The organism is Streptomyces sp. NPDC017991, from assembly GCF_044328075.1.
In the GTDB taxonomy this organism is placed as follows: domain Bacteria; phylum Actinomycetota; class Actinomycetes; order Streptomycetales; family Streptomycetaceae; genus Streptomyces.
The window spans coordinates 372,221-395,668 of sequence record NZ_JBIRGP010000002.1; the positions used below are offsets into that span (position 1 = coordinate 372,221).

At 69.9% G+C, this 23,448-nt stretch carries 17 protein-coding genes, 2 tRNA genes and 1 pseudogene; 5 read left to right on the forward strand and 15 right to left on the reverse strand.

Features of this window, described 5'->3' with window-relative positions; translation table 11 throughout:
• Positions 1 to 3: 3 nt before the first annotated feature.
• Together ACH4DZ_RS06210 and ACH4DZ_RS06215 are read right to left on the reverse strand one after the other, a co-directional pair.
• Complete coding sequence (locus ACH4DZ_RS06210) at positions 4 to 1,509, reverse strand: bifunctional folylpolyglutamate synthase/dihydrofolate synthase (protein ID WP_398285760.1); 1,506 nt, start codon at positions 1,507 to 1,509, stop codon at positions 4 to 6.
• Between the two features lie 171 nt (positions 1,510 to 1,680).
• Positions 1,681 to 4,311, reverse strand: coding sequence for a valine--tRNA ligase (locus ACH4DZ_RS06215; protein WP_398285761.1), 2,631 nt, complete (start codon positions 4,309 to 4,311; stop codon positions 1,681 to 1,683).
• Positions 4,312 to 4,445: 134 nt separating this feature from the next.
• Between ACH4DZ_RS06215 and ACH4DZ_RS06220 the strand changes: the two genes are divergently transcribed.
• On the forward strand, positions 4,446 to 5,387 hold the full coding sequence (locus ACH4DZ_RS06220; protein WP_398285762.1) for a hypothetical protein: 942 nt from the start codon (positions 4,446 to 4,448) through the stop codon (positions 5,385 to 5,387).
• Between the two features lie 92 nt (positions 5,388 to 5,479).
• Here ACH4DZ_RS06220 and ACH4DZ_RS06225 read toward each other — a convergent pair whose 3' ends face one another.
• From ACH4DZ_RS06225 to ACH4DZ_RS06250, 6 genes are all read right to left on the reverse strand, one after another.
• The gene (locus ACH4DZ_RS06225) at positions 5,480 to 5,857 is read right to left on the reverse strand and encodes a hypothetical protein (protein ID WP_398285763.1); all 378 of its coding nucleotides are present in this window, start codon (positions 5,855 to 5,857) and stop codon (positions 5,480 to 5,482) included.
• A gap of 67 nt (positions 5,858 to 5,924) precedes the next feature.
• Complete coding sequence (gene clpX, locus ACH4DZ_RS06230) at positions 5,925 to 7,211, reverse strand: ATP-dependent Clp protease ATP-binding subunit ClpX (RefSeq protein WP_398285764.1); 1,287 nt, start codon at positions 7,209 to 7,211, stop codon at positions 5,925 to 5,927.
• Between the two features lie 160 nt (positions 7,212 to 7,371).
• Positions 7,372 to 8,052: an ATP-dependent Clp protease proteolytic subunit gene (locus ACH4DZ_RS06235; protein ID WP_398285765.1), complete on the reverse strand. Its 681-nt coding sequence runs from the start codon at positions 8,050 to 8,052 to the stop codon at positions 7,372 to 7,374.
• Positions 8,053 to 8,151: 99 nt separating this feature from the next.
• Positions 8,152 to 8,757: an ATP-dependent Clp protease proteolytic subunit gene (locus ACH4DZ_RS06240; protein ID WP_398286214.1), complete on the reverse strand. Its 606-nt coding sequence runs from the start codon at positions 8,755 to 8,757 to the stop codon at positions 8,152 to 8,154.
• A 464-nt stretch (positions 8,758 to 9,221) separates the two neighbouring features.
• Positions 9,222 to 10,619 (reverse strand): trigger factor, encoded by a 1,398-nt coding sequence (gene tig / locus ACH4DZ_RS06245; RefSeq protein WP_398285766.1) that lies wholly within the window; start codon positions 10,617 to 10,619, stop codon positions 9,222 to 9,224.
• Between the two features lie 187 nt (positions 10,620 to 10,806).
• Positions 10,807 to 10,883 (reverse strand) — tRNA-Pro (locus ACH4DZ_RS06250).
• A 153-nt stretch (positions 10,884 to 11,036) separates the two neighbouring features.
• On the opposite strand from ACH4DZ_RS06250, the gene ACH4DZ_RS06255 reads away from it, so the two are divergent.
• Positions 11,037 to 11,107: transfer RNA gene (locus ACH4DZ_RS06255), tRNA-Gly, on the forward strand.
• Positions 11,108 to 11,218: 111 nt separating this feature from the next.
• On the opposite strand, the gene ACH4DZ_RS06260 is transcribed toward ACH4DZ_RS06255, so the two are convergent.
• On the reverse strand, positions 11,219 to 12,070 hold the full coding sequence (locus tag ACH4DZ_RS06260; protein WP_398286215.1) for an alpha/beta fold hydrolase: 852 nt from the start codon (positions 12,068 to 12,070) through the stop codon (positions 11,219 to 11,221).
• Between the two features lie 301 nt (positions 12,071 to 12,371).
• Positions 12,372 to 12,566: a hypothetical protein gene (locus ACH4DZ_RS06265; protein WP_107016269.1), complete on the reverse strand. Its 195-nt coding sequence runs from the start codon at positions 12,564 to 12,566 to the stop codon at positions 12,372 to 12,374.
• A 590-nt stretch (positions 12,567 to 13,156) separates the two neighbouring features.
• Between ACH4DZ_RS06265 and ACH4DZ_RS06270 the strand changes: the two genes are divergently transcribed.
• Positions 13,157 to 14,329, forward strand: a complete 1,173-nt coding sequence (locus ACH4DZ_RS06270; protein WP_398285767.1) for an acyltransferase family protein — start codon at positions 13,157 to 13,159, stop codon at positions 14,327 to 14,329.
• A gap of 120 nt (positions 14,330 to 14,449) precedes the next feature.
• Here the strand turns inward: ACH4DZ_RS06270 and ACH4DZ_RS06275 are convergent, their stop codons facing one another.
• The 3 genes from ACH4DZ_RS06275 to ACH4DZ_RS06285 are packed head-to-tail and all read right to left on the reverse strand — an operon-like array spanning position 14,450 to position 18,218.
• A complete protein-coding gene (locus ACH4DZ_RS06275) occupies positions 14,450 to 14,926 on the reverse strand; it encodes an HD domain-containing protein (protein WP_398285768.1) in 477 nt (158 codons plus the stop codon).
• Positions 14,923 to 17,373 carry an ABC transporter permease gene (locus ACH4DZ_RS06280; protein ID WP_398285769.1) on the reverse strand — a complete coding sequence of 817 codons (2,451 nt, stop codon included), beginning with the start codon at positions 17,371 to 17,373 and terminating at the stop codon, positions 14,923 to 14,925. The genes ACH4DZ_RS06275 and ACH4DZ_RS06280 overlap by 4 nt, the downstream gene beginning before the upstream one ends.
• A complete protein-coding gene (locus tag ACH4DZ_RS06285) occupies positions 17,373 to 18,218 on the reverse strand; it encodes an ABC transporter ATP-binding protein (RefSeq protein ID WP_398285770.1) in 846 nt (281 codons plus the stop codon). Before ACH4DZ_RS06285 ends, ACH4DZ_RS06280 begins: the two co-directional genes overlap by 1 nt.
• Positions 18,219 to 18,509: 291 nt before the next feature.
• On the opposite strand from ACH4DZ_RS06285, the gene ACH4DZ_RS06290 reads away from it, so the two are divergent.
• Positions 18,510 to 19,703: a cation:proton antiporter gene (locus ACH4DZ_RS06290; protein ID WP_398285771.1), complete on the forward strand. Its 1,194-nt coding sequence runs from the start codon at positions 18,510 to 18,512 to the stop codon at positions 19,701 to 19,703.
• A 150-nt stretch (positions 19,704 to 19,853) separates the two neighbouring features.
• Here the strand turns inward: ACH4DZ_RS06290 and ACH4DZ_RS06295 are convergent, their stop codons facing one another.
• Positions 19,854 to 21,035, reverse strand: coding sequence for a PP2C family protein-serine/threonine phosphatase (locus ACH4DZ_RS06295; RefSeq protein WP_384813782.1), 1,182 nt, complete (start codon positions 21,033 to 21,035; stop codon positions 19,854 to 19,856).
• A gap of 186 nt (positions 21,036 to 21,221) precedes the next feature.
• Here ACH4DZ_RS06295 and ACH4DZ_RS06300 point away from each other — a divergent pair.
• A pseudogene (locus tag ACH4DZ_RS06300) lies at positions 21,222 to 22,394 on the forward strand (GNAT family N-acetyltransferase); the annotation flags it as partial.
• Here ACH4DZ_RS06300 and ACH4DZ_RS06305 read toward each other — a convergent pair.
• Positions 22,325 to 23,254 (reverse strand): Fpg/Nei family DNA glycosylase, encoded by a 930-nt coding sequence (locus ACH4DZ_RS06305; RefSeq protein ID WP_398285773.1) that lies wholly within the window; start codon positions 23,252 to 23,254, stop codon positions 22,325 to 22,327. The pseudogene ACH4DZ_RS06300 and the gene ACH4DZ_RS06305 sit on opposite strands and share 70 nt — an antisense overlap.
• Between the last annotated feature and the right edge of the window lie 194 nt (positions 23,255 to 23,448).

Here is a 23,448-nt window from a genome sequence, read left to right on the forward strand (position 1 = left end):
GCCTCAGCCCCTTCCCAGCAGCAGCCGGGCCTCGCCGACCGTGATGACGGAACCGGTCACGAGGACGCCGCCGCCCGCGTACTCGGCCTCTTCCTCGGCCAGCGTGATCGCGGCCTCCAGCGCGTCGTCCAGCCGGGGCTCGACCTGCACGCGGTCGTCCCCGAACACCTCGACGGCGATCCCCGCCAGCTCGTCCGCGTCCATCGCGCGATGGCTGGAGTTCTGTGTCACGACGACCTCGGTGAAGATCGGCTCGAAGGCTTCGAGCACCCCCCGTACGTTCTTGTCGCCGCTCGCCCCGACGACGCCGATCAGCCGGCTGAAGTCGAAGACCTCCTGCACCGCCTCGGCGGTGGCGCGGGCGCCCGCCGGGTTGTGCGCGGCGTCCAGTACGACGGTCGGCGACTTGCGCACGATCTCCAGCCGTCCCGGCGAGGTCACCGACGCGAACGCCTTGCGGACCGTGTCGATGTCGAGCGCCTCGGGCCGCTGGGACCCGACGCCGAAGAACGCCTCCACGGCGGCGAGCGCCACGGCCGCGTTGTGTGCCTGGTACGCCCCGTGCAGCGGGATGTACACCGCTTCGTACTCCCCGCCGAGACCGCGCAGCGTCAGCAGCTGCCCGCCGACCGCGACCTGCCGGCTGATCACGCCGAACTCAAGCCCTTCGCGGGCCACGGTGGCATCGACCTCGACGGCTTTCTTCAGGAGCACCTGCGCGGCGTCGACGGGCTGCTGGGCCAGGATGACCGTCGCGCCCTGCTTGACGATCCCGGCCTTCTCCTTGGCGATCTCCCCCGGGGTGTTCCCGAGCCGGTCCGTGTGGTCCAGGTCGATGGGGGTCACCACGGCGACATCCCCGTCGATCACGTTGGTGGCGTCCCAGCTGCCGCCCATCCCGACCTCCACGACGGCCACGTCGACGGGCGCGTCCGCGAAGGCCGCGTACGCCATGCCCGTGAGCACCTCGAAGAAGGAGAGGCGGAACTCCTGGGCCGCGTCGACCATCTCGACGTACGGCTTGATGTCCTGGTACGTCTCCACGAACCGCTCGGCCGGGATCGCCGCCCCGTCCAGGCTGATCCGCTCGGTGATCGACTGGACGTGGGGCGAGGTGTACCGGCCGGTGCGCAGTTCGAAGGCGCCGAGCAGGGCCTCGATCATGCGGGCGGTGGACGTCTTGCCGTTCGTTCCCGTGATGTGGATCGAGGGGTACGCGCGCTGCGGCTCCCCCAGTACGTCCATGAGCGCGGAGATCCGGGCCACGGACGGCTCCAGCTTGGTCTCGCCCCACCGCGTGGCGAGCTCGGTCTCGACCTGGCGCAGCGCCTTGTCGGCCTCCGGGTCGTCCGGGCGCCCGGGGATGTCGGACTGCGGCGCCGGGCCCTGTGTACGCAGGGTGCGGCTGCCGGCCTCGATCACGGCGAGGTCGGGATCGCGCTCCGTCTCGGCCTCGACGATCGCATCGAACGGATCGGACCCACTGCTGTCCTGCGGAAGCTCACTCACACCCCCAGTCTACGGAGCCCGCGACCCGGGCTTTCAGGGGCGCGGGGAACTGCGCGACCAGCCCTCTTCAGGGGCGCGGGGAACTGCGCGAACGGCCCCCACCGGCCCGCAGCCGAAGACGAACGCACGAGGGCCCCGGAACCATCAAGGTCCCAGGGCCCTCAAGAACAGCTACGCCTGTGGCAACGCGTCCAGCTGGGCCGAAAGCCGCAAGATGTCCTCGTCGGCCTTCGCAAGCCGCCCCCGGATCTTGTCGACCACCTGGTCCGGAGCCTTCGCAAGGAACGCCTCATTACCGAGCTTGGCGTTGGCCGCGACCTTCTCCTTCTCCGCGGCAGCCAGGTCCTTCGCGAGCCGCTTCCGCTCGGCCGCCACATCGATCGTGCCGGACAGATCGAGCGCGACGGACGCCCCGGCGACCGGCAGTGTCGCCGTCGCGGAGAAGTCGTCCCCCTCCGGCTGCAGCCGCAACAGCTGCCGGATGGCGGCCTCGTGCGGAGCGAAAGCGGTCCCGTCGAGGCTCAGCCTCGCCGGCACCCGCTGCCCCGGCTGCAGCCCCTGGTCGGCACGGAAGCGACGGACCTCCGTGATGACCTGCTGCAGCGCCTCGATCTCCCGCTCCGCACCGGCGTCCCGGAAACCGCTGTCCACGGGCCAGTCGGCGATCACGACCGACTCACCGCCCGTGAGGGTCGTCCACAGCGTCTCCGTGACGAACGGCACGACCGGGTGCAGCAGCCGCAGTGTGACGTCCAGGACCTCGCCGAGGACCCGCTTGCTGACATCGGCCGCGGCCCCGCCCGCCATGAACGTCGTCTTCGACAGCTCGACGTACCAGTCGAAGACCTCGTCCCACGCGAAGTGGTACAGCGCGTCGGAGAGCTTCGCGAACTGGAAGTCCTCGTAGAACGCGTCGACTTCCGCGACGGTCTCGTTGAGGCGGGACAGGATCCACCGGTCCGTCGCCGACATCGCGGACGCGTCCGGCAGCGGCCCCTCGACCGTCGCGCCGTTCATCAGCGCGAACCGCGTCGCGTTCCAGATCTTGTTGGCGAAGTTACGGGCCGCCTGGACCCAGTCCTCGCCGATGGGCACGTCCGTACCGGGGTTGGCGCCCTTCGCCAGGGTGAAGCGGACGGCGTCCGAGCCGTACTTGTCCATCCAGTCGAGCGGGTCGACGACGTTGCCGAACGACTTCGACATCTTCTTGCCGCGCTCGTCGCGGACCAGACCGGTCAGCGCGATGGTCTTGAAGGGGGCCTCGCCGTCCATCGCGTAGAGACCGAACATCATCATCCGGGCGACCCAGAAGAAGATGATGTCGTGGCCCGTGAGCAGGACGTCGGTCGGGTAGAACTTCTTGAGGTCCGGGGTCTGTTCGGGCCAGCCGAGCGTGGAGAACGGCCACAGGCCGGACGAGAACCAGGTGTCGAGGACGTCCGTGTCCTGCTTCCACCCCTCGGCCTCCGTGCCGGGCGGCTGCTCGTCGGGGCCGACGCAGACCGTCTCGCCGTTCGGGCCGTACCAGATCGGGATGCGGTGGCCCCACCAGAGCTGACGCGAGATGTTCCAGTCGTTGAGGTTGTCGACCCAGTCGAAGTACCGCTTCGACATGTCCTCGGGGTGGATCTTCACCCGGCCGTCGCGGACCGCGTCCCCGGCGGCCTGCGCGAGCGGGCCGACCCTGACCCACCACTGCAGGGACTGCCGCGGCTCGATGGTGGTGCCGCAGCGCGAGCAGTGCCCGACGCTGTGGACGTACGGACGCTTCTCGGCGACGATCCGGCCCTGCGAGCGCAGTGCGGCGACGACGGCGGAACGGGCCTCGTAGCGGTCGAGTCCCTCGAAGGGGCCGTGGACCGTGATGACCGCCCGCTCGTCCATGATCGTGAGCGACTCCAGGCCGTGGCGCCGGCCGATGGCGAAGTCGTTCGGGTCGTGGGCGGGGGTGACCTTGACGGCGCCCGTGCCGAACTCGGGGTCGACGTGGCTGTCCGCGACGACCGGGATGGTGCGGTCGGTCAGCGGGAGCTTGATGCGCTTGCCGACGAGGTGGCGGTAGCGCTCGTCGTCGGGGTGAACGGCGACAGCGGTGTCACCGAGCATGGTCTCGGCGCGCGTGGTGGCGACGACGAGGGTCTCGTCACCTTCGCCGTACTTGATGGAGACGAGTTCGCCGTCGTCCTCCTGGTAGTTCACCTCGATGTCGGAGATGGCCGTCAGACAGCGGGGACACCAGTTGATGATCCGCTCGGCGCGGTAGATCAGCTCGTCGTCGTACAGCTTCTTGAAGATGGTCTGGACGGCCTTGGAAAGCCCTTCGTCCATGGTGAACCGCTCGCGGTCCCAGTCCACACCGTCCCCGAGCCGGCGCATCTGGCCCAGGATCTTGCCGCCGTACTCCTCTTTCCACTGCCAGACGCGCTCGACGAACTCCTCGCGCCCGAGGTCCTGCCGCGACCTGCCCTCCTCGGCGAGCTGCTGCTCGACCTTGTTCTGGGTGGCGATACCGGCGTGGTCCATGCCGGGCAGCCACAGCGCCTCGTACCCCTGCATGCGCTTGCGGCGGGTCAGGGCGTCCATGAGCGTGTGCTGGAAGGCGTGCCCGAGGTGCAGGGACCCGGTGACGTTCGGCGGCGGGATGACGATGGTGTACGGCGGCTTTTCGCTGTTCGCGTCGGCGGCGAAGTAACCCCGTTCGACCCAGCGCTCGTACAGCTTCCCCTCTACCTCGGCCGGCGCGTACTGGGTCGGCAGTTCGGAGGTGGGCGCTGTGGGCTGCTGCTGAGCGTTCTCGGTCACTCCCTCAGTTTAGAGGTGTCACAGGCTTGCTCCGAAACTCGATTAGTTGGTAACGGTGCGGCCCCCGCGGCTCCGGCGCCCCCCGGCCTGGGTGAGGATGTTCGGAACACATAAGTACCTGGAGGGGAACCCAGATGAGCTACAACCAGCCGGGCCCGTACGGCGGGCAGCCGCAGCAGCCCGGACCGTACGGTCAGCCGGGTCCTTACGGCCAGCAGCCGCAGGCCCCCCAGCCCGGTTACGGCTACCCGCAGCAGGCTCCCCCGCCGCAGCCCGGCTACGGGTACCCCCAGCAGGCCCCTCCCGGAGTCCCGCAGCAGCAGCCCGGCTACGGCCAGCAGCCGCCCGGCGCCCCTTACGGAGCCCCGATGCCGCCGGCGCCCGGCGGGGGCAAGAAGAAGACGGGCCTGATCGTCGGCGCGGTGGCGGTCGTGGCCGCGATCGCGGTGGGCGCGTACTTCATCATCGGCGGCAGCGGCGGGGGCGCGGACGTCGCCGACGACGGCCCGCACAAACTGACGACGCCGGCGACGGTGCTCACCGAGTACAAGAAGAGCAAGTCGGCCGACAGCGGCGGCTTCGACGAGAGCGACATCAAGAAGGCCGAGAAGCACGGCGTCAAGGGCGCCAAGGACGTCAACGCGGGCTACCAGGCCGGAGACGAGAACAATCCGCTCGCCCTGCAGATGATCCAGTTCATGGGCGTGTACGGCGAGATCGACGACCCGGAAAAGGTCGTCGACGCCATGTTCGTCGACATGAAGGAAGGCTCCGAGAAGGACGGCGCGGACGAGGGCGAGGTCGTCGGCAGTCCCAAGAGCTACTCGCCCAGCGGTCTCGACGGCGCGGTCCTGAAGTGCCAGGAAACCAAGATCACGAACGACGACGCCACGGGTGACGCGGCCTCCGGTCCGTCCTCGATCAGCATGCCGGTGTGCATCTGGGGCGACCACAGCACGCTCGGCGTCATCATCAACATCGACATGGCCAACGCCATGGCGGGCAAGGGCGCCGACCTCCAGACCGCCGCGGAGCTGACGGCCAAGTTCCGCAAGGAGGTCCGCGTCAAGATCTGACCGACGCGTACAACGGCGAAGGGGCCGTCGCCCCGGGCCCCTTCGCCGCACTCAGCCGTCAGCACAGAGCTGTTGACGGGTTTAGGCAGCCATCAGTTGTTCGCTCTGTTGCACGCCTCAATTATGTGCGACGTGTTGGTGATCCCCAGAGAAGCCAGCTTGGCCTCACAGAACGGCTTAGTGGCCCAAGTGTCGTAACTACACGCTGTCCGGACGCCCGAACCGATGGTGTAGCCCTTGGAGCTCAGGTAATTGACACAGTCGACCTGATCCGCCTGGGCGGGGACAGCCATCACCATGGGCACAACCCCAGCCGCGACAGCCACACCCAATGCCGTTAAGGCACGCTTGAGTTTCACGTTCTTTCCTCCCGTTTTCACATACCGCAAGATGGTCTGTCTTGCAGCAAGCAAGTAGATCACGGGACGTGCACATGCCAAGGCTGATGAAATGCCATTGGCTTGATCCACGAGGAAAATGGCTAAGGGCGCCCGCCGAAACTCGCCGAGCGCCCTTAGCCTCACATGCGCAAAAGTGCTACGCCGTCTTCTGCTCGCCCGGTCCCCGGCCCCGGGCGTCCCGCGGGATGAGTGTCGGGTTCACGTTCGAGCGGACCACCTCCGAGGTGATGACGACCCGGGCCACGTCCTTGCGGGACGGGACCTCGTACATCACCGCCTGGAGGACCTCTTCCATGATGGCGCGCAGGCCGCGCGCGCCGGTCTGGCGGAGGATGGCCTGGTCCGCGATGGCTTCGAGGGCCTCGCGCTCGAAGTCCAGCTCCACGCCGTCCAGTTCGAACAGCTTCTGGTACTGCTTCACCAGGGCGTTGCGCGGCTCCACCAGGATCTGGAGGAGGGCCTCGCGGTCGAGGTTGTGGACCGAGGTGATGACCGGGAGGCGGCCGATGAACTCGGGGATCATCCCGAACTTCACCAGGTCCTCGGGCATGACGTCCTCGAAGCGGTCCTTGGCCTCAAGTTCCTTCTTGGAGCGGATCGTCGCGCCGAAGCCGATGCCCTTGGCACCCGCACGGGACTCGACGAGCTTCTCCAGACCCGCGAAGGCACCGCCCACGATGAACAGGACGTTCGTCGTGTCGATCTGGATGAACTCCTGGTGGGGGTGCTTGCGTCCGCCCTGCGGAGGCACGGAGGCCGTGGTGCCCTCCAGGATCTTGAGCAGGGCCTGCTGGACGCCCTCGCCCGACACGTCTCGCGTGATCGACGGGTTCTCGCTCTTACGAGCCACCTTGTCGATCTCGTCGATGTAGATGATGCCGGTCTCGGCCTTCTTGACGTCGTAGTCCGCCGCCTGGATCAGCTTCAGCAGAATGTTCTCGACGTCCTCGCCGACGTACCCCGCCTCCGTCAGCGCCGTCGCGTCCGCGATGGCGAACGGGACGTTCAGCATGCGGGCCAGCGTCTGGGCGAGCAGCGTCTTGCCCGAGCCCGTGGGGCCGAGCAGGAGGATGTTGGACTTCGCCAACTCGATGGCGTCCTCGCGGTTCTGACCCGCGCTGTGCTCGCCGGCCTGGACCCGCTTGTAGTGGTTGTACACCGCGACCGAGAGGGCCTTCTTGGCTGACTCCTGGCCTACGACGTAACCCTCAAGGAACTCGTAGATCTCGCGAGGTTTGGGAAGTTCCTCCCAGCGCACCTCGCTCGTCTCCGCGAGCTCTTCCTCGATGATCTCGTTGCAGAGATCGATGCACTCGTCGCAGATGTACACACCAGGGCCTGCGATGAGCTTCTTGACCTGCTTCTGGCTCTTGCCACAGAACGAGCACTTGAGCAGATCGCCGCCGTCACCGATGCGTGCCACGGTGTGCTTCCCCTTCGCCTGGGAGACGCCTAGGTCCAGCGGCTCCTGGTGCTGCCTTATGTCCGACGGTACCTTGCCTAGCCCTCCGTTCGGGCCCCCCTTGGCGCGGTTCACTTTGTCGTGAACCGCGTCAAGGAGCGGCAGACGATACAGCGATGCGTCACGCGACCGCGGCGTTGTTCATCTTCCGGGTCGAGATGATCTGGTCGATCAGGCCGTACGCGAGGGCGTCCTCGGCCGTGAGGATCTTGTCGCGCTCGATGTCCTCGCGGATCTTCTCGATCGGCGTCGTCGAGTGCTTGGCCAGCATGTCTTCCAGCTGACCGCGCATCCGGAGGATCTCGTTGGCGGCGATCTCAAGGTCCGACACCTGGCCGCGGCCGGTCTCGCTGTAGGGCTGGTGGATCAGCACGCGCGCGTTCGGAAGTGCCATGCGCTTGCCCGGCGTACCGGCCGCCAGGAGGATCGCGGCGGCCGAGGCGGCCTGACCCATGCAAACAGTCTGGACGTCCGGCTTCACGAACTGCATCGTGTCGTAGATCGCGGTGAGCGCCGTGAAGGAGCCACCGGGGCTGTTGATGTAGACCGAGATGTCACGGTCGGGGTCCATCGACTCCAGGCACAGCAGCTGCGCCATGACGTCGTTGGCGGAGGCGTCGTCGATCTGCACGCCGAGGAAGATCACGCGCTCCTCGAACAGCTTCGCGTACGGGTCGTACTCACGCACGCCCTGCGAGGTGCGCTCGACGAAGCGCGGGATGACGTAGCGGGACTCCGCGCGAGGACCCGTGTACTCGGCCTGCGCGCGGGTGTGGATCCCGCTGCCGGGGAAGTCGTTCACTGTGTCTCCTGAAGAGCCTGATAAGGGCTGGGGCGGTCGGCTGGGGGCTCGGAGGGGCTGGTGCCGGCCTGCGCCGGCACCGGTCGGCGACAGGCCGCCCTACGCCGCCCCGGTGCCGCCGCCGCCCGGCATCGCGGCAGCGGTGGGCATGATGTCGTCGATGAGGCCGTACTGCTTGGCCTCGACCGGGTCGAACCAGCGGTCCCGGTCCGAGTCACGGGTGACCTGCTCCACCGTCTGGCCGGTGTGGAACGAGGTCAGTTCCGCCATCCGCTTCTTGGTGTGCAGCAGCCGCTCGGCGTGGATCTTGATGTCCGACGCGGAACCGGCGAGACCGGCCGAGGGCTGGTGGATCAGGATCTCCGCGTTCGGCAGCGCGAAGCGCTTGCCCGGAGTGCCCGCGCTCAGCAGGAACTGGCCCATGGAGGCCGCCATGCCCATCGCGATCGTCACCACGTCGTTCTTGATGTACTGCATGGTGTCGTAGATCGCCATGCCGGCGGTGATCGAGCCGCCGGGGCTGTTGATGTAGAGGAAGATGTCCTTCTCCGGGTCGGAGGCAAGGAGCAGCAACTGTGCGGTGATCTTGTTGGCGATGTCGTCGTCGACCGCCTGGCCGAGGAAGATGATCCGCTCGCCGAGCAGCCGGTTGTAGACCTGGTCGCCGAGGCCACCACCGATGGGGTCGCCGGCGGCTGTGGGCATCAGATTCGTCACGTATCCACCTGCTCGTCTTACGACGGCGCCGGGCCGTCTACACGTCTTCTGCTGGGGGCGTGGGACCCCGTGTGCGTGCCGTGTCGGACGGCTCCGGGGACTCCCCTGCCCTCGTACTCATGGACCCTAACGCGCGGGTCCCTCCGGGGAATCCCGCAGAAGGAACTGTTCGCTGTGAGCGCATGCGCTCCGCTGGGTGAGCAGGGGTTACGGGCAGCCCCGTAAGGGGCGCGGGGAACTGCGCGGCCCACCCCCGCCGGGCCGCGGACGCGTCTGCCTCCGGCGGTGGAACGGCGGGTGCGGGTCGTGGTGGGTCGGCCGCGCAGTTCCCCGCGCCCCTGGAGGGGCCCTCGGGCCCCTGGGAGGGCGCGCCGGTACGGGTCGCGGGTCAGGAAGGGGCTACGGGCCCCCAGGACGTGTCCTGGGGGCCCGTAGCGCGTACTGCGAGGCGGTCAGGCCTCGGTCTTCTCCGGGGCGGCCTCGGAGGCGGCCTCGGCCGCTTCCTCGGCAGAGGCCTCCGTGGAGGTCTCGTCCTCGTCCTCGTCGTCGAGGTCCACGACCTCGCCGTTCGTGTCCTTGACGGTGGCGGCCTCGACGACCACGGCGAGAGCCTTGCCGCGGGCGACCTCGCCGACCAGCAGCGGAACCTGGCCGCCCTCGACGACCTGCTGGGCGAACTGGTCGGGAGACATGTTCGAAGAGGCGGCACGCCGCATGAGGTGCTCGGTGAGCTCCTCCTGGTTGACGTTCAGCTTCTCCTTGTTGACGAGCTCGTCCAGGACGAACTGCGTCTTGATGCCCTTGACCGCCGCTTCCTTGGTCTCGGCGTCGAACTCCTCGGCCGTCTTGCCCTGGATCTCCAGGTACTTTTCGAGGTCGAGGCCCATCTGGCCGAGCTGGTGGTGCTCCAGGTTGTGCTTGCGGGTGTTGATCTCGTCCTCAAGAAGCTTCTCGGGGACGGGCACCTCGACGAGCTCAAGCAGCTTCTCCAGGACTCGCTCCTGGGCCTGCGTGGCCTGGTCGTACTGCTTCATGTTCTCAAGGCGCTTGCGGCTGTCGGCGCGCAGCTCTTCGAGGGTGTCGAACTCCGACGCGAGCTGCGCGAAGTCGTCGTCCAGCTCGGGCAGCTCGCGCTTGGCGACCTGGGTGACCTTGACGGTGACCTCGGACTCCTTGCCGGCCGCCGAGCCGCCCTTGAGCTCGGAGGCGAAGGTGGCCTCGCCACCGGCCTCCAGGCCCTTCACGGCCTCGTCGATGCCGTCCAGCAGCTCACCGGAGCCGATGGTGTAGGAGACGCCGCTCGCGACGCCGTCCTCCAGGACCTCGCCGTCGACCTTGGCCTCCAGGTCGAGGGTGACGACGTCACCCTCCTCGGCGGCACGCTCGACGGGGGCGGTCGAGGCGAAGCGCTCGCGCAGCTCCTCGACGGCCTTGTCGATGTCCTCCTCGCCGACCTCGACGGCGTCGACCTCGACCTCGATGCCGGAGTAGTCCGGGATCTCGATCGTCGGGCGCACGTCGACCTCGGCGGTGAAGTTCAGCGTCTCGCCGTCCTTCAGATCCGTGATGTCGACCTCGGGCTGGCCGAGGACGTTCAGCTCGGCTTCGTTGACCGCTTCGGTGTAGAACTTCGGAAGCGCGTCGTTGACCGCTTCCTCAAGAACCGCACCGCGGCCGAACCGCTGGTCGATGACACGAGCCGGAATCTTGCCCTTCCGGAACCCCTTCACCGTGACCTGCTGGTTGATCTTCTTGTACGCCGCGTCGAGGCTGTCCTTGAGCTCCTCGAAGGGCACCTCGATGCTGAGCCGAACCCGGGTCGGGTTCAGGGTCTCCACGGCGCTCTTCACGGTTCGGTCTCCTTGGGGGCTGACTTCTTTGGGTTCTACTGACGGTCTCCGCCGGATACGGCGGAGCCTCAGCGGACTGGCGGCCCTTGAGGGACGTAAAAATGCAGACACACGGGCGCGCAGTTTGCATACTAGCCGCAGGCGGTACACGCCCCAAAAAGGTGATCTCGCCGGTGGTCCGGCACGGTGGTCGGGGTGGCGGGATTTGAACCCACGGCCTTCCGCTCCCAAAGCGGACGCGCTACCAAGCTGCGCCACACCCCGTCTGGTGCGACACGTAGGGTACATGCCCGCGGACCGTGCCACGCCCGCATTTCCCGGGGCGTCGCCGCCCACCGGAACGGGGTGTGCGGCGAGGGGGTGCGACCCGCTACGATGCTTCAGTGCCGCGGGTCACTGACCTGCGGTGCGTGCTGTGCGGGCGTAGCTCAATGGTAGAGCACTAGTCTTCCAAACTAGCTACGCGGGTTCGATTCCCGTCGCCCGCTCTCACGGTTCAGGGCCAGGCCGGAGGTTCATTCCTCCGCCTGGCCCTGACGCGTTTCCGGTCGCCGGCCGGTCGCTGCTTGATCGCCGGTCAGCCGCCGGTTGATCGGCGGTCAGTCGCCGAGGAACGTGAGCAGGGCCGCGAGGAGCCGGGCCGGGGCGTCCAGGGGTACGAGGTGGCCGGCGTCCGGGATCGTGCGCAGGCGGGCGCCGGGGATCAGGGAGGCCAGTTCCTCGCCCTTGGCGGGTGGGATCCAGGTGTCCCGCGCGCCCCAGCAGACGGTGACCGGCAGGTCCATCGAGGGGTACAGGCCCTGGATCTCGTCGGTGTGGGCCTGGTCGGCCTGGGCGATCTGGCGGTAGAAGGCCGCCTGCCCGGCCTCTCCCGTCCAGGGGGCGACCAGTCCGGCCAGCACGTCGGGCCGCAGTCCGCGATGGCTCGCGGAGCTGACGTACTCACGGACCAGTGCCTCGTGCAGCGGGGGCGGGAGCTGTCCGAAAACGTCGGCGTGCCCGGCGACCAGACGGAAGAAGGGCGAGCCCCAGGGCGCGAGCGCGACCGGGTCGACCAGCGCGAGGCGCCGGTAACCGGCCCCGTGGAGCAGATGCGCGCGGAGGGAGACGCAGCCTCCGAAGTCGTGCGCGATCACCGAGGGACTCGTGAGCCCCCAGAGGTCGAGCAGACCGGCGAACACCTCTCCCTGGGCCTTCAGTGAGACGTCCTGGCCTTCCCTCTTCGCGGAGCTGCCGTAGCCCGGCATGTCCCAGACATGGACCCGGTGTCCCTCGGCGGCCAGTGCGGGAGCGATCTCGTGCCATACGTACGACGAGAACGGGGTGCCGTGCAGCAGCACCACCGGGGGGCCGTTCCCGGGTCCGAGGCGGTCCCAGCGGAGGGTCCCGATCGGGCTGTCCCAGCTCTCACGCAACCGCCAGGCGGTCGCCCTCCCGTCCACCCCGTCCATCCGGTCCGTCTCATCCATCCGGTCCGTCCCGTACACGCCGGTGTGCTCCTTCGCGCTGAATTCCCTTGCGCCCCCACCGGGCACCCGATGCGGGGGCGCGAGCACGACCGCGGCAGTGGCAGTGGCAGTGGCAGTGAGAGTGGGAGTGGCAGAAGCGGTGGCAGTAGCGAAGGCGAGGGGCCGGTTTCGGGGTCGTCGGCGGGCCGGCCGTGCGCGGGCTCCGCCGGGCAACGGGTCCGGGCAGCCCCGTCACGTCCGCTCCCGCGCCGCGCGCCCATGGATCGCCGGGCCCGGACGCCGCTCAGAACTGGATCGAGTTGATGGTCTCCGCTATCGAGTTGAGGAAGCGCTGGATGTCGTCCGCCATGCCCGTGGAGGCAAGGAAGAAGCCGAAGAGCACGGCGACTACCGCCGGCCCCGCCTTGATCGATCCACCCCGGATCAACACCACCAGGACGATCGCCAACAGCAGCACCACTGACAGCGAAATGGCCACAACTGATCACACCCTACGGTCGGTCCGCTCTCCCGGCCCGGAGGTGCAACCCCGCACACCCCCGCCAGAACCATCGTGCCACCAACAGGGCCGCCGTATGCGGCTGGTGGGGCATCCATCGGTCACCGGCGCGAACGGCCGTGCCCCGCACGGCAATTCGAGGTATCCCTCTCACGGGAAATTCAGAAAGATCGTTTCCATGCCCACACATCTGCGCACACAACCTGTTCGCAGGTAATTCGAATTGTCGGCACAGCCACACCCGCACCCTGCCGGGCGGGGCATCAACAGGGCGTTAAAGCCGACTCGATCGGACATTTCACCAGAGTCGCCCGCGGGTGGTATGCGACGTTTAGTCATGACGAATCAGGACGTAACGCCCATGCCGAATGTGGCGCTCGCCATAGTCGTTGCCCTGTCAACTTCACCAAATCCTGGGTACCCGAGGGACGATAAGCAGGAATCGACTCAGGGGTTTTACGGAATCCCACAGACAACGCTAGGGTGCTTCAGATGTCCTACGCCGCCTCGTCCCCCGCATGTGCGGCGAGGTCGCGGATCGTCTCCCCCGGCTCCTGGTGGGAGGGTCTGTGACGAACTCGCTCCGTCCGCACGGCCAACAGAGGGCTCCACTCCCACCGGCACAGTCACCGGCCCCAGGAGTACCCAGCCCGCGACCACCGGGAACGCCGCACGCGGGCGCCGCCGCCGCGCCGGACGTCAGACCCGGCAAGCAGCGTGACGCGTTCTTCGACAACGCCAAGTACCTCGCGATCGTCTTCGTCGCGATGGGTCACGCCTGGGAACCGCTGACCGACCACAGCCGCGCCGCCGAGGCGCTCTACATGGTCGTCTACACCTTCCACATGCCGGCCTTCATCATCATCTCCGGCTACTTCTCCCGCAGTTTCGACATGCGCCCCGACCGGCTGCGCCGGCTGATCACGGGTGTCGTCGTGCCGTACGTCCTCTTCGAGGTGGCGTACTCCCTCTTCAAGAGGTGGGCCGACGACGATCCGAGCCATCCGATCAGTCTGCTGGACCCCTGGTATCTCACCTGGTTCCTGGTCGCGCTGTTCGTGTGGCGGATGACCGTGCCGCTGTGGAAGGTCGTGCGCTGGCCCGTACCGCTCGCGCTCGCCATCGCCGTCCTCGCCTCCGTCTCCCCCGACATCGGCGACGACCTGGACCTCCAACGGGTCCTGCAGTTCCTGCCGTTCTTCGTCGTGGGTCTGTTCATGAAGCCCGAGCACTTCCAGATGATGCGGCGCCGCGAGGTCCGGATCCTGTCGGTGCCGGTCCTCGCGATCACGCTGGCCTTCGCGTACTGGGCGGGGCCGCGGATGAACTCGGCCTGGTTCTACCACCGTGACAGTGCCCAGGAGCTGGGTGCGCCCTGGTGGGCCGGTGTCGTGATGACGCTCGCGATGTTCGGTTGCTCGATGGTGCTCACGTCGTGCTTCTTCGCGTGGGTGCCGCGCCGCAAGATGTGGTTCACGGTTCTCGGCGCGGGCACGCTGTACGGCTATCTGCTGCACGGCTTCCTCGCCAAGGGTTCCCGTTTCTGGGGCTGGTACGACGACTACACCTGGCTGAACCATCCGGTCGGGGAGGTTCTCGTGTCCGTCTTCGCGGCGGCGGTCATCACGGCGCTGTGCACGCCTGTGGTGCAGCGGGTGTTTCGCTTCGCGATGGAGCCGAAGATGGAGTGGGCGTTTCGGCGGGACGCCACGGAGCTCGCCCGCGAGCGGGCCAAGTCCTGACGGGTTGGCCCGAACAGGGCCTGTGGCCTGCCGGCCCGGGGTGTCGACTCAGCCCGCGGGCCGGACGTGGCTGGCCGCGCCGTTCCCCGCGCCCCTGAAAGGCATCCTGCGGGGTGTGTTTCAGGCATGTGGGGGCTGTGGTGGGGTCAGGAGGTCGTGCATTTTTTTGTACTTTTCCTTCAGGCGGGTGCGGGTCGGGGGGTCCAGGGATGCGAGTCTGGCCGGGTTGGTGTTGTGGGCCAGGTCCGACTCCTTCACCAGGAGGGCGCCGGGCGTGGCCAGGATGCGGGCGGCGTACGCCTGCGGGGACTCGCCCGGCCGCTTGGTGACGGCCAGCACGATCGCCTTCGTACGCGCGGACAGCGCGGCCCCGCGCAGCCAGTCCTCGGAGAGTGCGTCGTCCTCCACGGAGTCGTGCAGCCAGGCGGCGGCGATCTGGTCCTCGTCGCCGCCGCGGTCGCGTACCCCCTCGGCCACCGCCCGCAGGTGCTCGGCGTACGGGCGGCCCGCCTTGTCCGTCTGGGCGGCGTGCGCGTTGCGCGCCAGGGCCTCGACCTCGGTGAGGGTCAGCGGCGGGCGGCGCTCGTTGTCGGTCATGCGTCGAGTGTGCCCCGTAGCGCCGCCCTGGCCGGTACGGTCACCGCCGTCAGCCCGAGGATCACCACGGCCGCCACGAACGATCCGTACACCAGCGGCGGTATGTACGGTGCCTGGCCCGTCAGGCCCTTCATCATCGGGACGAGGGTGGCCAGCGCGATGGCCGTGCCGAGGGTGATGCCGGCCAGTGCGACGAGCAGCGCCTCCCAGCGGATCATGCGCATCACCTGGCGGCGGGTGGAGCCGATGAGCCGCAGGGTGCCCAGTTCCCGGCGGCGGTCGAGCACGGTCATCACCAGGGTGTTGGCGGCGGCGACGGCCGCGAAGCCGCCGAGGACGGCCGCCATGACGGTGTTCGCCCACTCGTTCAGTTCGAGGTCGAGGGACCGTGCGGCGGTGTAGTCGCCACGGGCCAGGACCGTGCCCGTCCTCCCCGCAGCCGTCGCCAGGCCGTCGGCGGTCCCGCCCTTCGTCCACACCTCGGTGGCGAAGGCGGAGGTGACGTGGGTCGCGAGGTCGGCGTGGGCCATGGTGACCTGGGACAGGCCCATGCCCCGCCCGTACGTGGCCACGACGCGCGGCGAGGTCTTCGTGCCGTCGGGCAGGCGCAGTTCGATGCGGTCGCCCGCGCTGACGCCGGCGTTCGCGGCGAGGGAGGCGTCGAGCGCGACCTCGCCCCGTCGGAGGGACAGGGCGCCCTTCTCCACCTTCAGGTCCTGCACGCGGGCCAGGTCGCGGGGCGTGCCCGTGACCCCCTGGGTGGAGGCCGAGTCGAGCATTCCGTTCGCCCGGAACAGCACCTCTGTTCTCAGAAGGCCCACGGCCGCGGTGACTTCGGGGGCGCCGGCGGCCTTGCGTACGGCGTCGGGGGCGAGGCCCGTCCCGGACGTCACGATGTGGTCGGCCACGATGCCGTCCCGCTGCTGCTGCCGGGTGACCCGCTCCTCGCTGGTGTGCATGAAGACGAGGACGGACGAGAAGGCCATCGCGAGGACGATCGGGGTGATCGCGGAGGCCATCCGGCGGGCGTTGGTACGGGAGTTGGCGGCGGCGAGCGACGCGGACGCTCCCGCTCCGCGCAGCGGGAGCCCGAACAGGGCGGCGCAGGCGCGGGCGACCAGCGGGCCCAGCAGGGCCACGGCAAGCATGAACAGCATCACGATGCCCAGCGCCGCGTTGGCCGCTTCCTCGCCGGTCAGCGAGGCGGCGAAGCCCGCGCAGACCGCGCCTCCGACGGCCGCCGCGATCCCCAGCGGGGTACGGATCCAGCCCGGGCGCAGCCGTTCCACCGAGGCCTCGACGAGCGCCTGCCCCGGCTTGGTACGGGCGGGGCGCCGGGCGGCGGCGTAACCCGCGACCAGCGCCGCCACCAGGACCGTACCGACGGCCGACAGCAGCGGGATCCAGGAGACGGACAGACCGACGGCCTCCGGGACGGCGCCCTTGTCCCTGAGCTGCCCGAACCACCAGCTGGCCAGGGCGATTCCGGGCAGACAGCCCAGCAGGCCCGCGAGGGGCGCCACCAGCAGGGTCTCGGTGGCGACGGAGCGGCGGATCTGGCGCGGGGTCGTCCCGATGGCGCGCAGCAGGGCGAACTCGCGGGCGCGCTGGGCCACCGACAGGGCGACCGTGCCCATGGCCGTGAAGACGGCGACCGTCGCGGCGACACCGCCGAAGGAGCCGCCGAGGGCGATGAGCATCTCCTTGGCCTCGGCGAGGGAGGAGTCCTCCAGGGCTCCGCGGTCGTCGCCGGTGTGCACCTGCGCGCGGTTCCCGAGGGCGTGCGCCACCTGGGACTTGAGGGTGTCGGCGGAGGTTCCGTCCTTCGGCAGGACGGCGACGGCGTCGATGCGGCCGGGGTGCCCGGAGACGCGTACGGCTTCGGTGTCGGAGAACCACGCCGTGGGCTCGCCCGTACCGGCCAGGCCGGAGACGCGGAAGGTGCGGGGGCCGTCGGCGGTCGTGAGGGTGACGCGCTCGCCCACCGTGCCCTTCGTGAGGACCACTTCGCCGTGCAGGGGAGCCCGGCCCGCCGTCAGCCGTTCGCCGGTGAAGGCGGTGGAGCCCCAGCCGTGCGCGGTGACCGGCTCCCCCGTACGCGTCCGCACGGGGAAGGTCACGTCCGGCACCGCGGTACGGGCGCCGGGCACCGAGCGGGCCTTCGCGACCAGCGAGTCGTCGAGGCGGGCCCGGTCCGGGACCGGGACGGGGTCGTCCTCGCGGTCCTCGCCGTGGCCGGTCACGAGGTGGGCGCGCTGGTCGGCTGCGGCGACCACGGGGGCGCCGGCGTAACGCACGGGCGGGACCGAGGCGCGCAGGCCGGTCTCCAGGAGGATGCCGCAGGCCGAGACGATCAGCGCGGCCATCGCGAGTGCGACGAACGTCCCCACGAACGCGGCGGGCTTGAAGCGGACGGCGGCACGGGCGAGCCCGTTGGGCACGAACATCAGGCTGCCGCTCGCGTGCCGGAGTGGATGCGGGCGGGGGCCGCCAGGGCGGTCATGCGGGCGGCGATCCGGTCGGCCGAGGCACCTTCGAGGTGGTCGGTGATCGAGCCGTCGGCGAGGAAGAGCACGCGGTCGGCCCAGGCGGCGGCCGTCGGGTCGTGGGTGACCATGACGACGGTGGCGGCCTGTCCGTCCACGGCCTGCCGGAGCAGTCCGAGCACCTCGGCGGCGGTGGTCGTGTCGAGGGCGCCGGTGGGTTCGTCCGCGAAGACGACGTCGGGCCTGGTGACCAGGGCGCGGGCGATGGCGACGCGCTGCTGCTGCCCGCCGGAGAGCTGCCCGGGGCGTCGCCGCCCCAGCCCGTCGAGGCCGACCTGGCGCAGTACGTCGGCCGCCCTGCGCCGGTCCGGCCGGTGGCCCGCGAGGCGCATGGGCAGCACGACGTTCTGCTCGACGGTCAGGGACGGCAGCAGGTTGAACGCCTGGAAGACGAATCCGAGGCGGGAGCGCCGCAGTGCCGTCAGCTTGTTCTCGCTCATGCCCGTGATCTCGGTGCCGCCGAGGCGGACGGTCCCCGCGTCCGGCCGGTCGAGGCCGGCCGCGCACTGCAGGAACGTGGACTTGCCCGAGCCCGAGGGTCCCATGACGGCGGTGAAGCTGCCGCGCGGGAGGGCCAGGTCGATGCCGCGCAGGGCGTGGACCGCCGAGGAGCCGCGGCCGTACCGGCGCCGGACGCCCCGGAGTTCGACGGCCTGGTCGCCCGCCGGGCCGGCCGCGCTCGCCGGGTGACCGGCCACGCCGGGTACGGCGTCCCGGTCCTCGTACCGCTTTTTGCGCAGCCCCATGGCCGGGTCCGCCCCTTCGTCGTCCGTCGTGTCCCGCTCGTCGCGGCGATCGCCACCGATGCCTCGACGCTACGGATCCGGGACCACTCGGGACCATGAGGACGGCCGCCGGGTCCGGGTGGGGAGAACCCCACCCTTGTCGGCACCCCTTAATCGTTTGGTAAACTAAGTACTGACGCTTTCTTGACGTTCTCTTGACCCACTTGCCTTGACCCACTTGTCTTGTTCAGCCGACCACCCCCTCGACCAAGGAGGAACGGGCCCATCGGACACGCAGAGCTTCTGATCGCCATGGGCGGTGCCTTTCTGGCCGCCGCCGTTCTCGCCCGCGTGGGTGCCCGGATCGGGCTCCCCACCATCCCCCTCTTCATCCTGGCCGGGATACTCCTCGGCCCCCACACCCCCGGCTTCGTGCTCGTCTCCGACCCGCACGAGATGGAGATGCTCTCCGCGCTCGGCCTGGTGCTGCTGCTCTTCTACCTCGGCCTCGAATTCCACCTGGACGACCTCAAGGCGGGCGGGCGCCGGATGGCGCTCTCCGGAGGGACCTACCTCGCCCTGAACGTCGGCGCAGGCCTGGGCTTCGGCTTCGCCCTCGGCTGGGGGACGTCCGAAGCGCTGGTGCTCGCCGGTGTGCTCGGCATCTCCTCGTCGGCGATCGTCACGAAGGTGCTGGTCGACACGGGGCGGCTCGGCAACGCCGAGACCAAGCCGATCCTCGGCATCATCGTCGTCGAGGACATCTTCCTCGCCCTCTATCTGGCGGCCCTCCAGCCGATCCTGTCCGGCGCCGACTCCCTCGGCTCGGCGGTCCTGGACGGCGGCAAGGCCTTCGCCTTCCTGCTGCTGCTGGCGCTCGCCGCGCGCTTCGGTACGCGGATCGTGGGGCGGCTCTTCGACACCAGGGACGACGAGCTGCTCGTCATCTCCTTCCTCGGTGCGGCCGTGTTCATGGCGGGGGTCTCGGAGTGGTTCGGGGTGGCGGACGCGATCGGGGCGTTCATGGTCGGTCTGATGCTCGGCAGCACGACGTCGGGTCCGCGGATCCTCAAGCTGGTGCATCCGCTGCGGGACGCCTTCGGGGCGATGTTCTTCTTCGCGTTCGGGCTGTCCATCGACCCGGGGGATCTGCCGACCGTGCTGTGGCCGGTACTGGCGGCGGTCGCTGTGACGCTGGTCATGAACGTGCTGGCGGGGCTGGGGGCCGCGCGGATCTACGGGTTCGGGCCCGGGCCCGCCGCGAACATCTCGACCACGCTGCTCGCTCGGGGGGAGTTCGCGTTGATCCTCGCGACGATGGCGGCGGTGGCGGGGCTCGACGAGCGGCTGTCGCCGTTCATCGCGGGGTATGTGCTGGTGCTGGCCGTGCTGGGGCCGTTGGCCGCGGGGCGGTCGGGGTGGCTGGCCCGGGTTCTGCCTGGGGGCAGGGCCGAGCGGGCCGCCGAGCGGGCCGCTGAGCCGCGGGAGTCCGCGCCGGTCGGTTGAGGGGCTTTTCCTCGCCCCCGCCGCCCCTACCCTCCCCGTCACTAACTGGGGGCTCCGCCCCCTAACCCCCGGTGCGCAGTTCCCCGCGCCCCTGAGAGGGGCGCGGGGAACTGCGCGGCCCGCCCCCACCGGGTGGCGGACGGAAGGACTTCAGAGCGTCGCGGGCCCCGTCGTGGCGCCCTCGCGGCAGATCAGCAGCAGCGCCCTGTCGTCGTTCACGTCCTTCGCGACCGCTTCGATCAGATGCCAGGCCGCCCCGTGGAAGCCGCCCGCCACATACCGGTCGGCTTCCCCGGTCAGGCGGTCTATGCCCTCGACGATGTCCCGCTCGGACGTCTCCACCAGGCCGTCCGTGAACAGCATGAGTACGTCGCCGGGGCGCAGCGATCCCTTCACGGAGTCGAACTGCGCCCCGCCGTACACCCCGAGCAGCGGTCCTTCCGCGACCTTCTCCTCCCAGCGGCCGTTGCCCGCGCTGAGCTGAAGGCCCGGCGGATGTCCGGCGGAGAAGAGTTCGTAGTCGCCCGAGTCCAGGTCGAGGACCAGGTGGATCGAGGTGGCGAAGCCCTCGTCCCAGTCCTGGCGGAGCAGATAGCCGTTCGCCGCGGGCAGGAAGGCGTGCGGCGGCAGGGACCCCAGCAGGCCCCCGAACGCGCCGGACAGGAGCAGCGCACGCGATCCCGCGTCCATGCCCTTGCCGGAGACGTCGGTGAGGACGACCTCCAGGGTGCGCCCGCCGTTCGTGCGGGCCGCGACGACGAAGTCGCCGGAGAACGACTGGCCGCCGGCCGGCCGCAGCGCCATCTCCCGGTGCCAGCCCATCGGCAGTTTCGGCAGCTTGCTCTGCACCCGGATCCGCTCGCGCAGGTCGAACAGCATCGTTCCGCCGCGCCGCCACGGCACCCCGACCCGGCTGCGGAACTGGGCGATCAGCAGCCCGAAGAACCCGCACGCGGCGACCACGAGCACGATTCCGGGCGTCACCCGGGAGGGGCCCTCGGTATAGGGGCCCAGCCGCACGGACTCCACGATCAGCGCGGTGGCGGCGGCGGCGTAGAGACTGAGCAGGCTGGAGGGGCGCAGCAGCAGGCCGCCCGCGACGATCGGCAGGACGAGCATCGCCGGCGAGCACCAGACGGAGTTCATGAGTGTGACGAAGGCGATCACGGGAATGGTCAGCAGAAGCCCGGCGAGCGCGACCCAGTCCGAACCGTCGCCGCGGAAGTAGTCGACGGCGGATCTGCGCAGCCCTGTGCGGACCCGGTGTACCTGCTTCTTCAACCGGGCCGTGAACGTATCGGCTTCTGCGCGCCGCTCTCGTCCTGCTGCCATTAGTTCGGGACCCTATCCATCGGACCAGGTGCTTGGCACGGGAGGTCCCACTTGTCCCCCGTCCGGGGACGGAAGTCACAGGGAAGCCCGGTCATCGCAGAGCGTACGGCCGGATGGGGACCCGGCACCGCCCACCTGGGAGAAATCCGCTCGCTCATCCCGGATTGCCCTGGTAGGCATGGGGACATGACGACAGACTTGCGCGCGCTGACCCCCGCCGACTGGGACGCGTGGTACGGGAAACTGGAGCTCGCGTTCGGCGGGGTCGCGGAATCGGCCGAGGAGCGCGCTCTGTGGAGCGACCTCACGGAGCACGACCGTTCCCTCGGGGTCTGGGACGGTGACGAGTGCGCGGGCACGGCGGGCGCCTTCAGCTTCCGGCTCACGGTGCCGGGCGGGGCGTCCGTACCGACCGCCGGCGTCACGATGGTGAGCGTCGCCTCGACGCACCGCAGGCGCGGGGTGCTCACCTCGATGATGCGTCGCCAACTGGACGACGTACGGTCCTGGGGTGAGCCCCTCGCCGCCCTGACGGCGTCGGAACCGGCCATCTACGGGCGTTTCGGCTACGGCATCGCGACCCAGCAACTGCGTGCCGAGATAGACACGGACCGGGTGCGGCTGTCGGTGCCGGACGGCACGGACGACGTACGGCTGCGGCTGGTGAAGCCGGACGCGCCGGGTGTGCCCGAAGCCTGCGAGGCGGTGTACGCGCGGCATGTGGCGGTCCGGCCCGGGATGCTGGCGCGGCGGCCCGGCTGGGAGCGGCTGGCGCTGCTCGACCCGGAGAGCGACCGCAAGGGCTCCTCGCCCCTGCAGTGCGTGCTCGCGCAGCGGGGCGACGAAGTCCTCGGCTACGCGCGCTACTTCATCAAGCCGGACTGGGACGCGGCCGGGCCGAAGGGCACGATCGAGCTGCGCGATCTGGAGGCGCTGGACCCGGCCGCGTACGCGGCGCTGTGGCAGCACCTCTTCGGCATCGACCTGACGTCGAAGGTGAAGGTGTGGAACAGGCCTCTCGACGACGCCTGGCAGCACCTCGTCTCCGACACCCGGCGGTGCGACCTGGCCCCGCGCGACTCGCTCCATGTGCGGCTCGTCGAGGTCGGCGCGGCGCTGGAGGCCCGGACGTACCAGGCGCCGGTGGACGTGGTGTTCGAGGTCGAGGACGCCTTCTGCCCCTGGAACGAGGGGCGTTGGCGGCTCTCCGGCGACGCGAAGGGCGCGTCCTGCGCGCGGACCACCGAGACGGCCGACATCGGCCTGTCCGTACGGGACTTGGGGGCGGCCTATCTCGGCGGGGTGTCCCTCGCCTCGCTGGCCGCGGCGGGACGGGTGCGGGAACTGCGCCGGGGCGCCCTCGCGGAGGCCTCGCTCGGCTTCGCCTCCGTCGTGGCACCCTGGCTGCCGCACGGCTTCTGACAGGTGGGGCACCAGAAGAGGTTGCGGGCGGCGAGACCTGCGGTGCGGATCCCGCCGCCGCAGACGAGGCAGGGCAGGGTGGCCCTGCGGTACACGTAGACCTCGCCGCCGTGGTCGTCCTTGCGCGGCGGGCGGCCCATCGCCTCCGGCTCGTGCTCCGGCCGGACCGTGTCGATCCGGTTGTTGCGGACCCCCTCGCGCATGAGCGCCACCAGGTCCGCCCACATCGCGTCCCACTCGCCGCGCGTGATGTCCCGGCCCGGCCGGTACGGGTCGATGCCGTGCCGGAAGAGGACCTCCGCGCGGTAGACGTTCCCCACGCCCGCGATGACCTTCTGGTCCATGAGCAGGGCGGCGATCGTCGTGCGGCTGCGGGAGACGCGCTCGTACGCGCGGGCCGGCTCGGCGTCCTCGCGCAGCGGGTCGGGGCCCAGTCGGTCGTGTATCGCCTGCTTCTCCGCGTCCGCGACGAGGGTGCAGGTGGTGGGGCCGCGGAGGTCCACGTAGGCGGTGTCGTTCCTGAGCCGCAGGCGGACCGTGTCGGTGGGTGGGAGCGCGGGGGCCGCGCCGAAGTTCACCTTGCCGAAGAGGCCGAGGTGGATGTGGATCCAGTCGTCCGTCTCGAAGCGGAGGAAGAGGTGTTTTCCGTGGGCCTCGGCCGTGGTGAGGGCCGTGCCGTCCAGGAGGGCCGCGGCGTCCGCGAACTTGCCCTGGGGGCTGGTCACGTGGGCCTTGCGGCCACCGAATCCGCCGAGGTAGTCCTCGGCCAGCCGGTGGATGGTATGCCCCTCCGGCACGGGGTCCTCCAAGGGTTCCGAAACTGGGGCTGCGCCCCAGACCCCCGTTCGGCTGCGGGTTCGGTGGGGGCTTGTCGCGGGGGGGGCCCCCCCCCCCCCCCCCGGGGGGGGGGGGGCCCCCCCCCCGGGGGGGGGGGGGGGGGGGGCCCCCCGCCCCGCCCGGGGGGGGCAAACCCCGCCGGGGGGGGGCCCGG

Bases quoted from the DNA above. Each gene is read 5' to 3' on its own strand.
- ACH4DZ_RS06220 (WP_398285762.1), top strand. From the start codon at position 4,446: ATGAGCTACAACCAGCCGGGCCCGTACGGCGGGCAGCCGCAGCAGCCC.
- ACH4DZ_RS06240 (WP_398286214.1), bottom strand. From the start codon at position 8,757: ATGCCCACAGCCGCCGGCGACCCCATCGGTGGTGGCCTCGGCGACCAG.
- ACH4DZ_RS06260 (WP_398286215.1), bottom strand. From the start codon at position 12,070: ATGGACGGGGTGGACGGGAGGGCGACCGCCTGGCGGTTGCGTGAGAGC.
- ACH4DZ_RS06275 (WP_398285768.1), bottom strand. From the start codon at position 14,926: ATGACCGACAACGAGCGCCGCCCGCCGCTGACCCTCACCGAGGTCGAG.
- ACH4DZ_RS06280 (WP_398285769.1), bottom strand. From the start codon at position 17,373: ATGTTCGTGCCCAACGGGCTCGCCCGTGCCGCCGTCCGCTTCAAGCCC.
- ACH4DZ_RS06285 (WP_398285770.1), bottom strand. From the start codon at position 18,218: ATGGGGCTGCGCAAAAAGCGGTACGAGGACCGGGACGCCGTACCCGGC.
- ACH4DZ_RS06290 (WP_398285771.1), top strand. From the start codon at position 18,510: ATGGGCGGTGCCTTTCTGGCCGCCGCCGTTCTCGCCCGCGTGGGTGCC.
- ACH4DZ_RS06295 (WP_384813782.1), bottom strand. From the start codon at position 21,035: ATGGCAGCAGGACGAGAGCGGCGCGCAGAAGCCGATACGTTCACGGCC.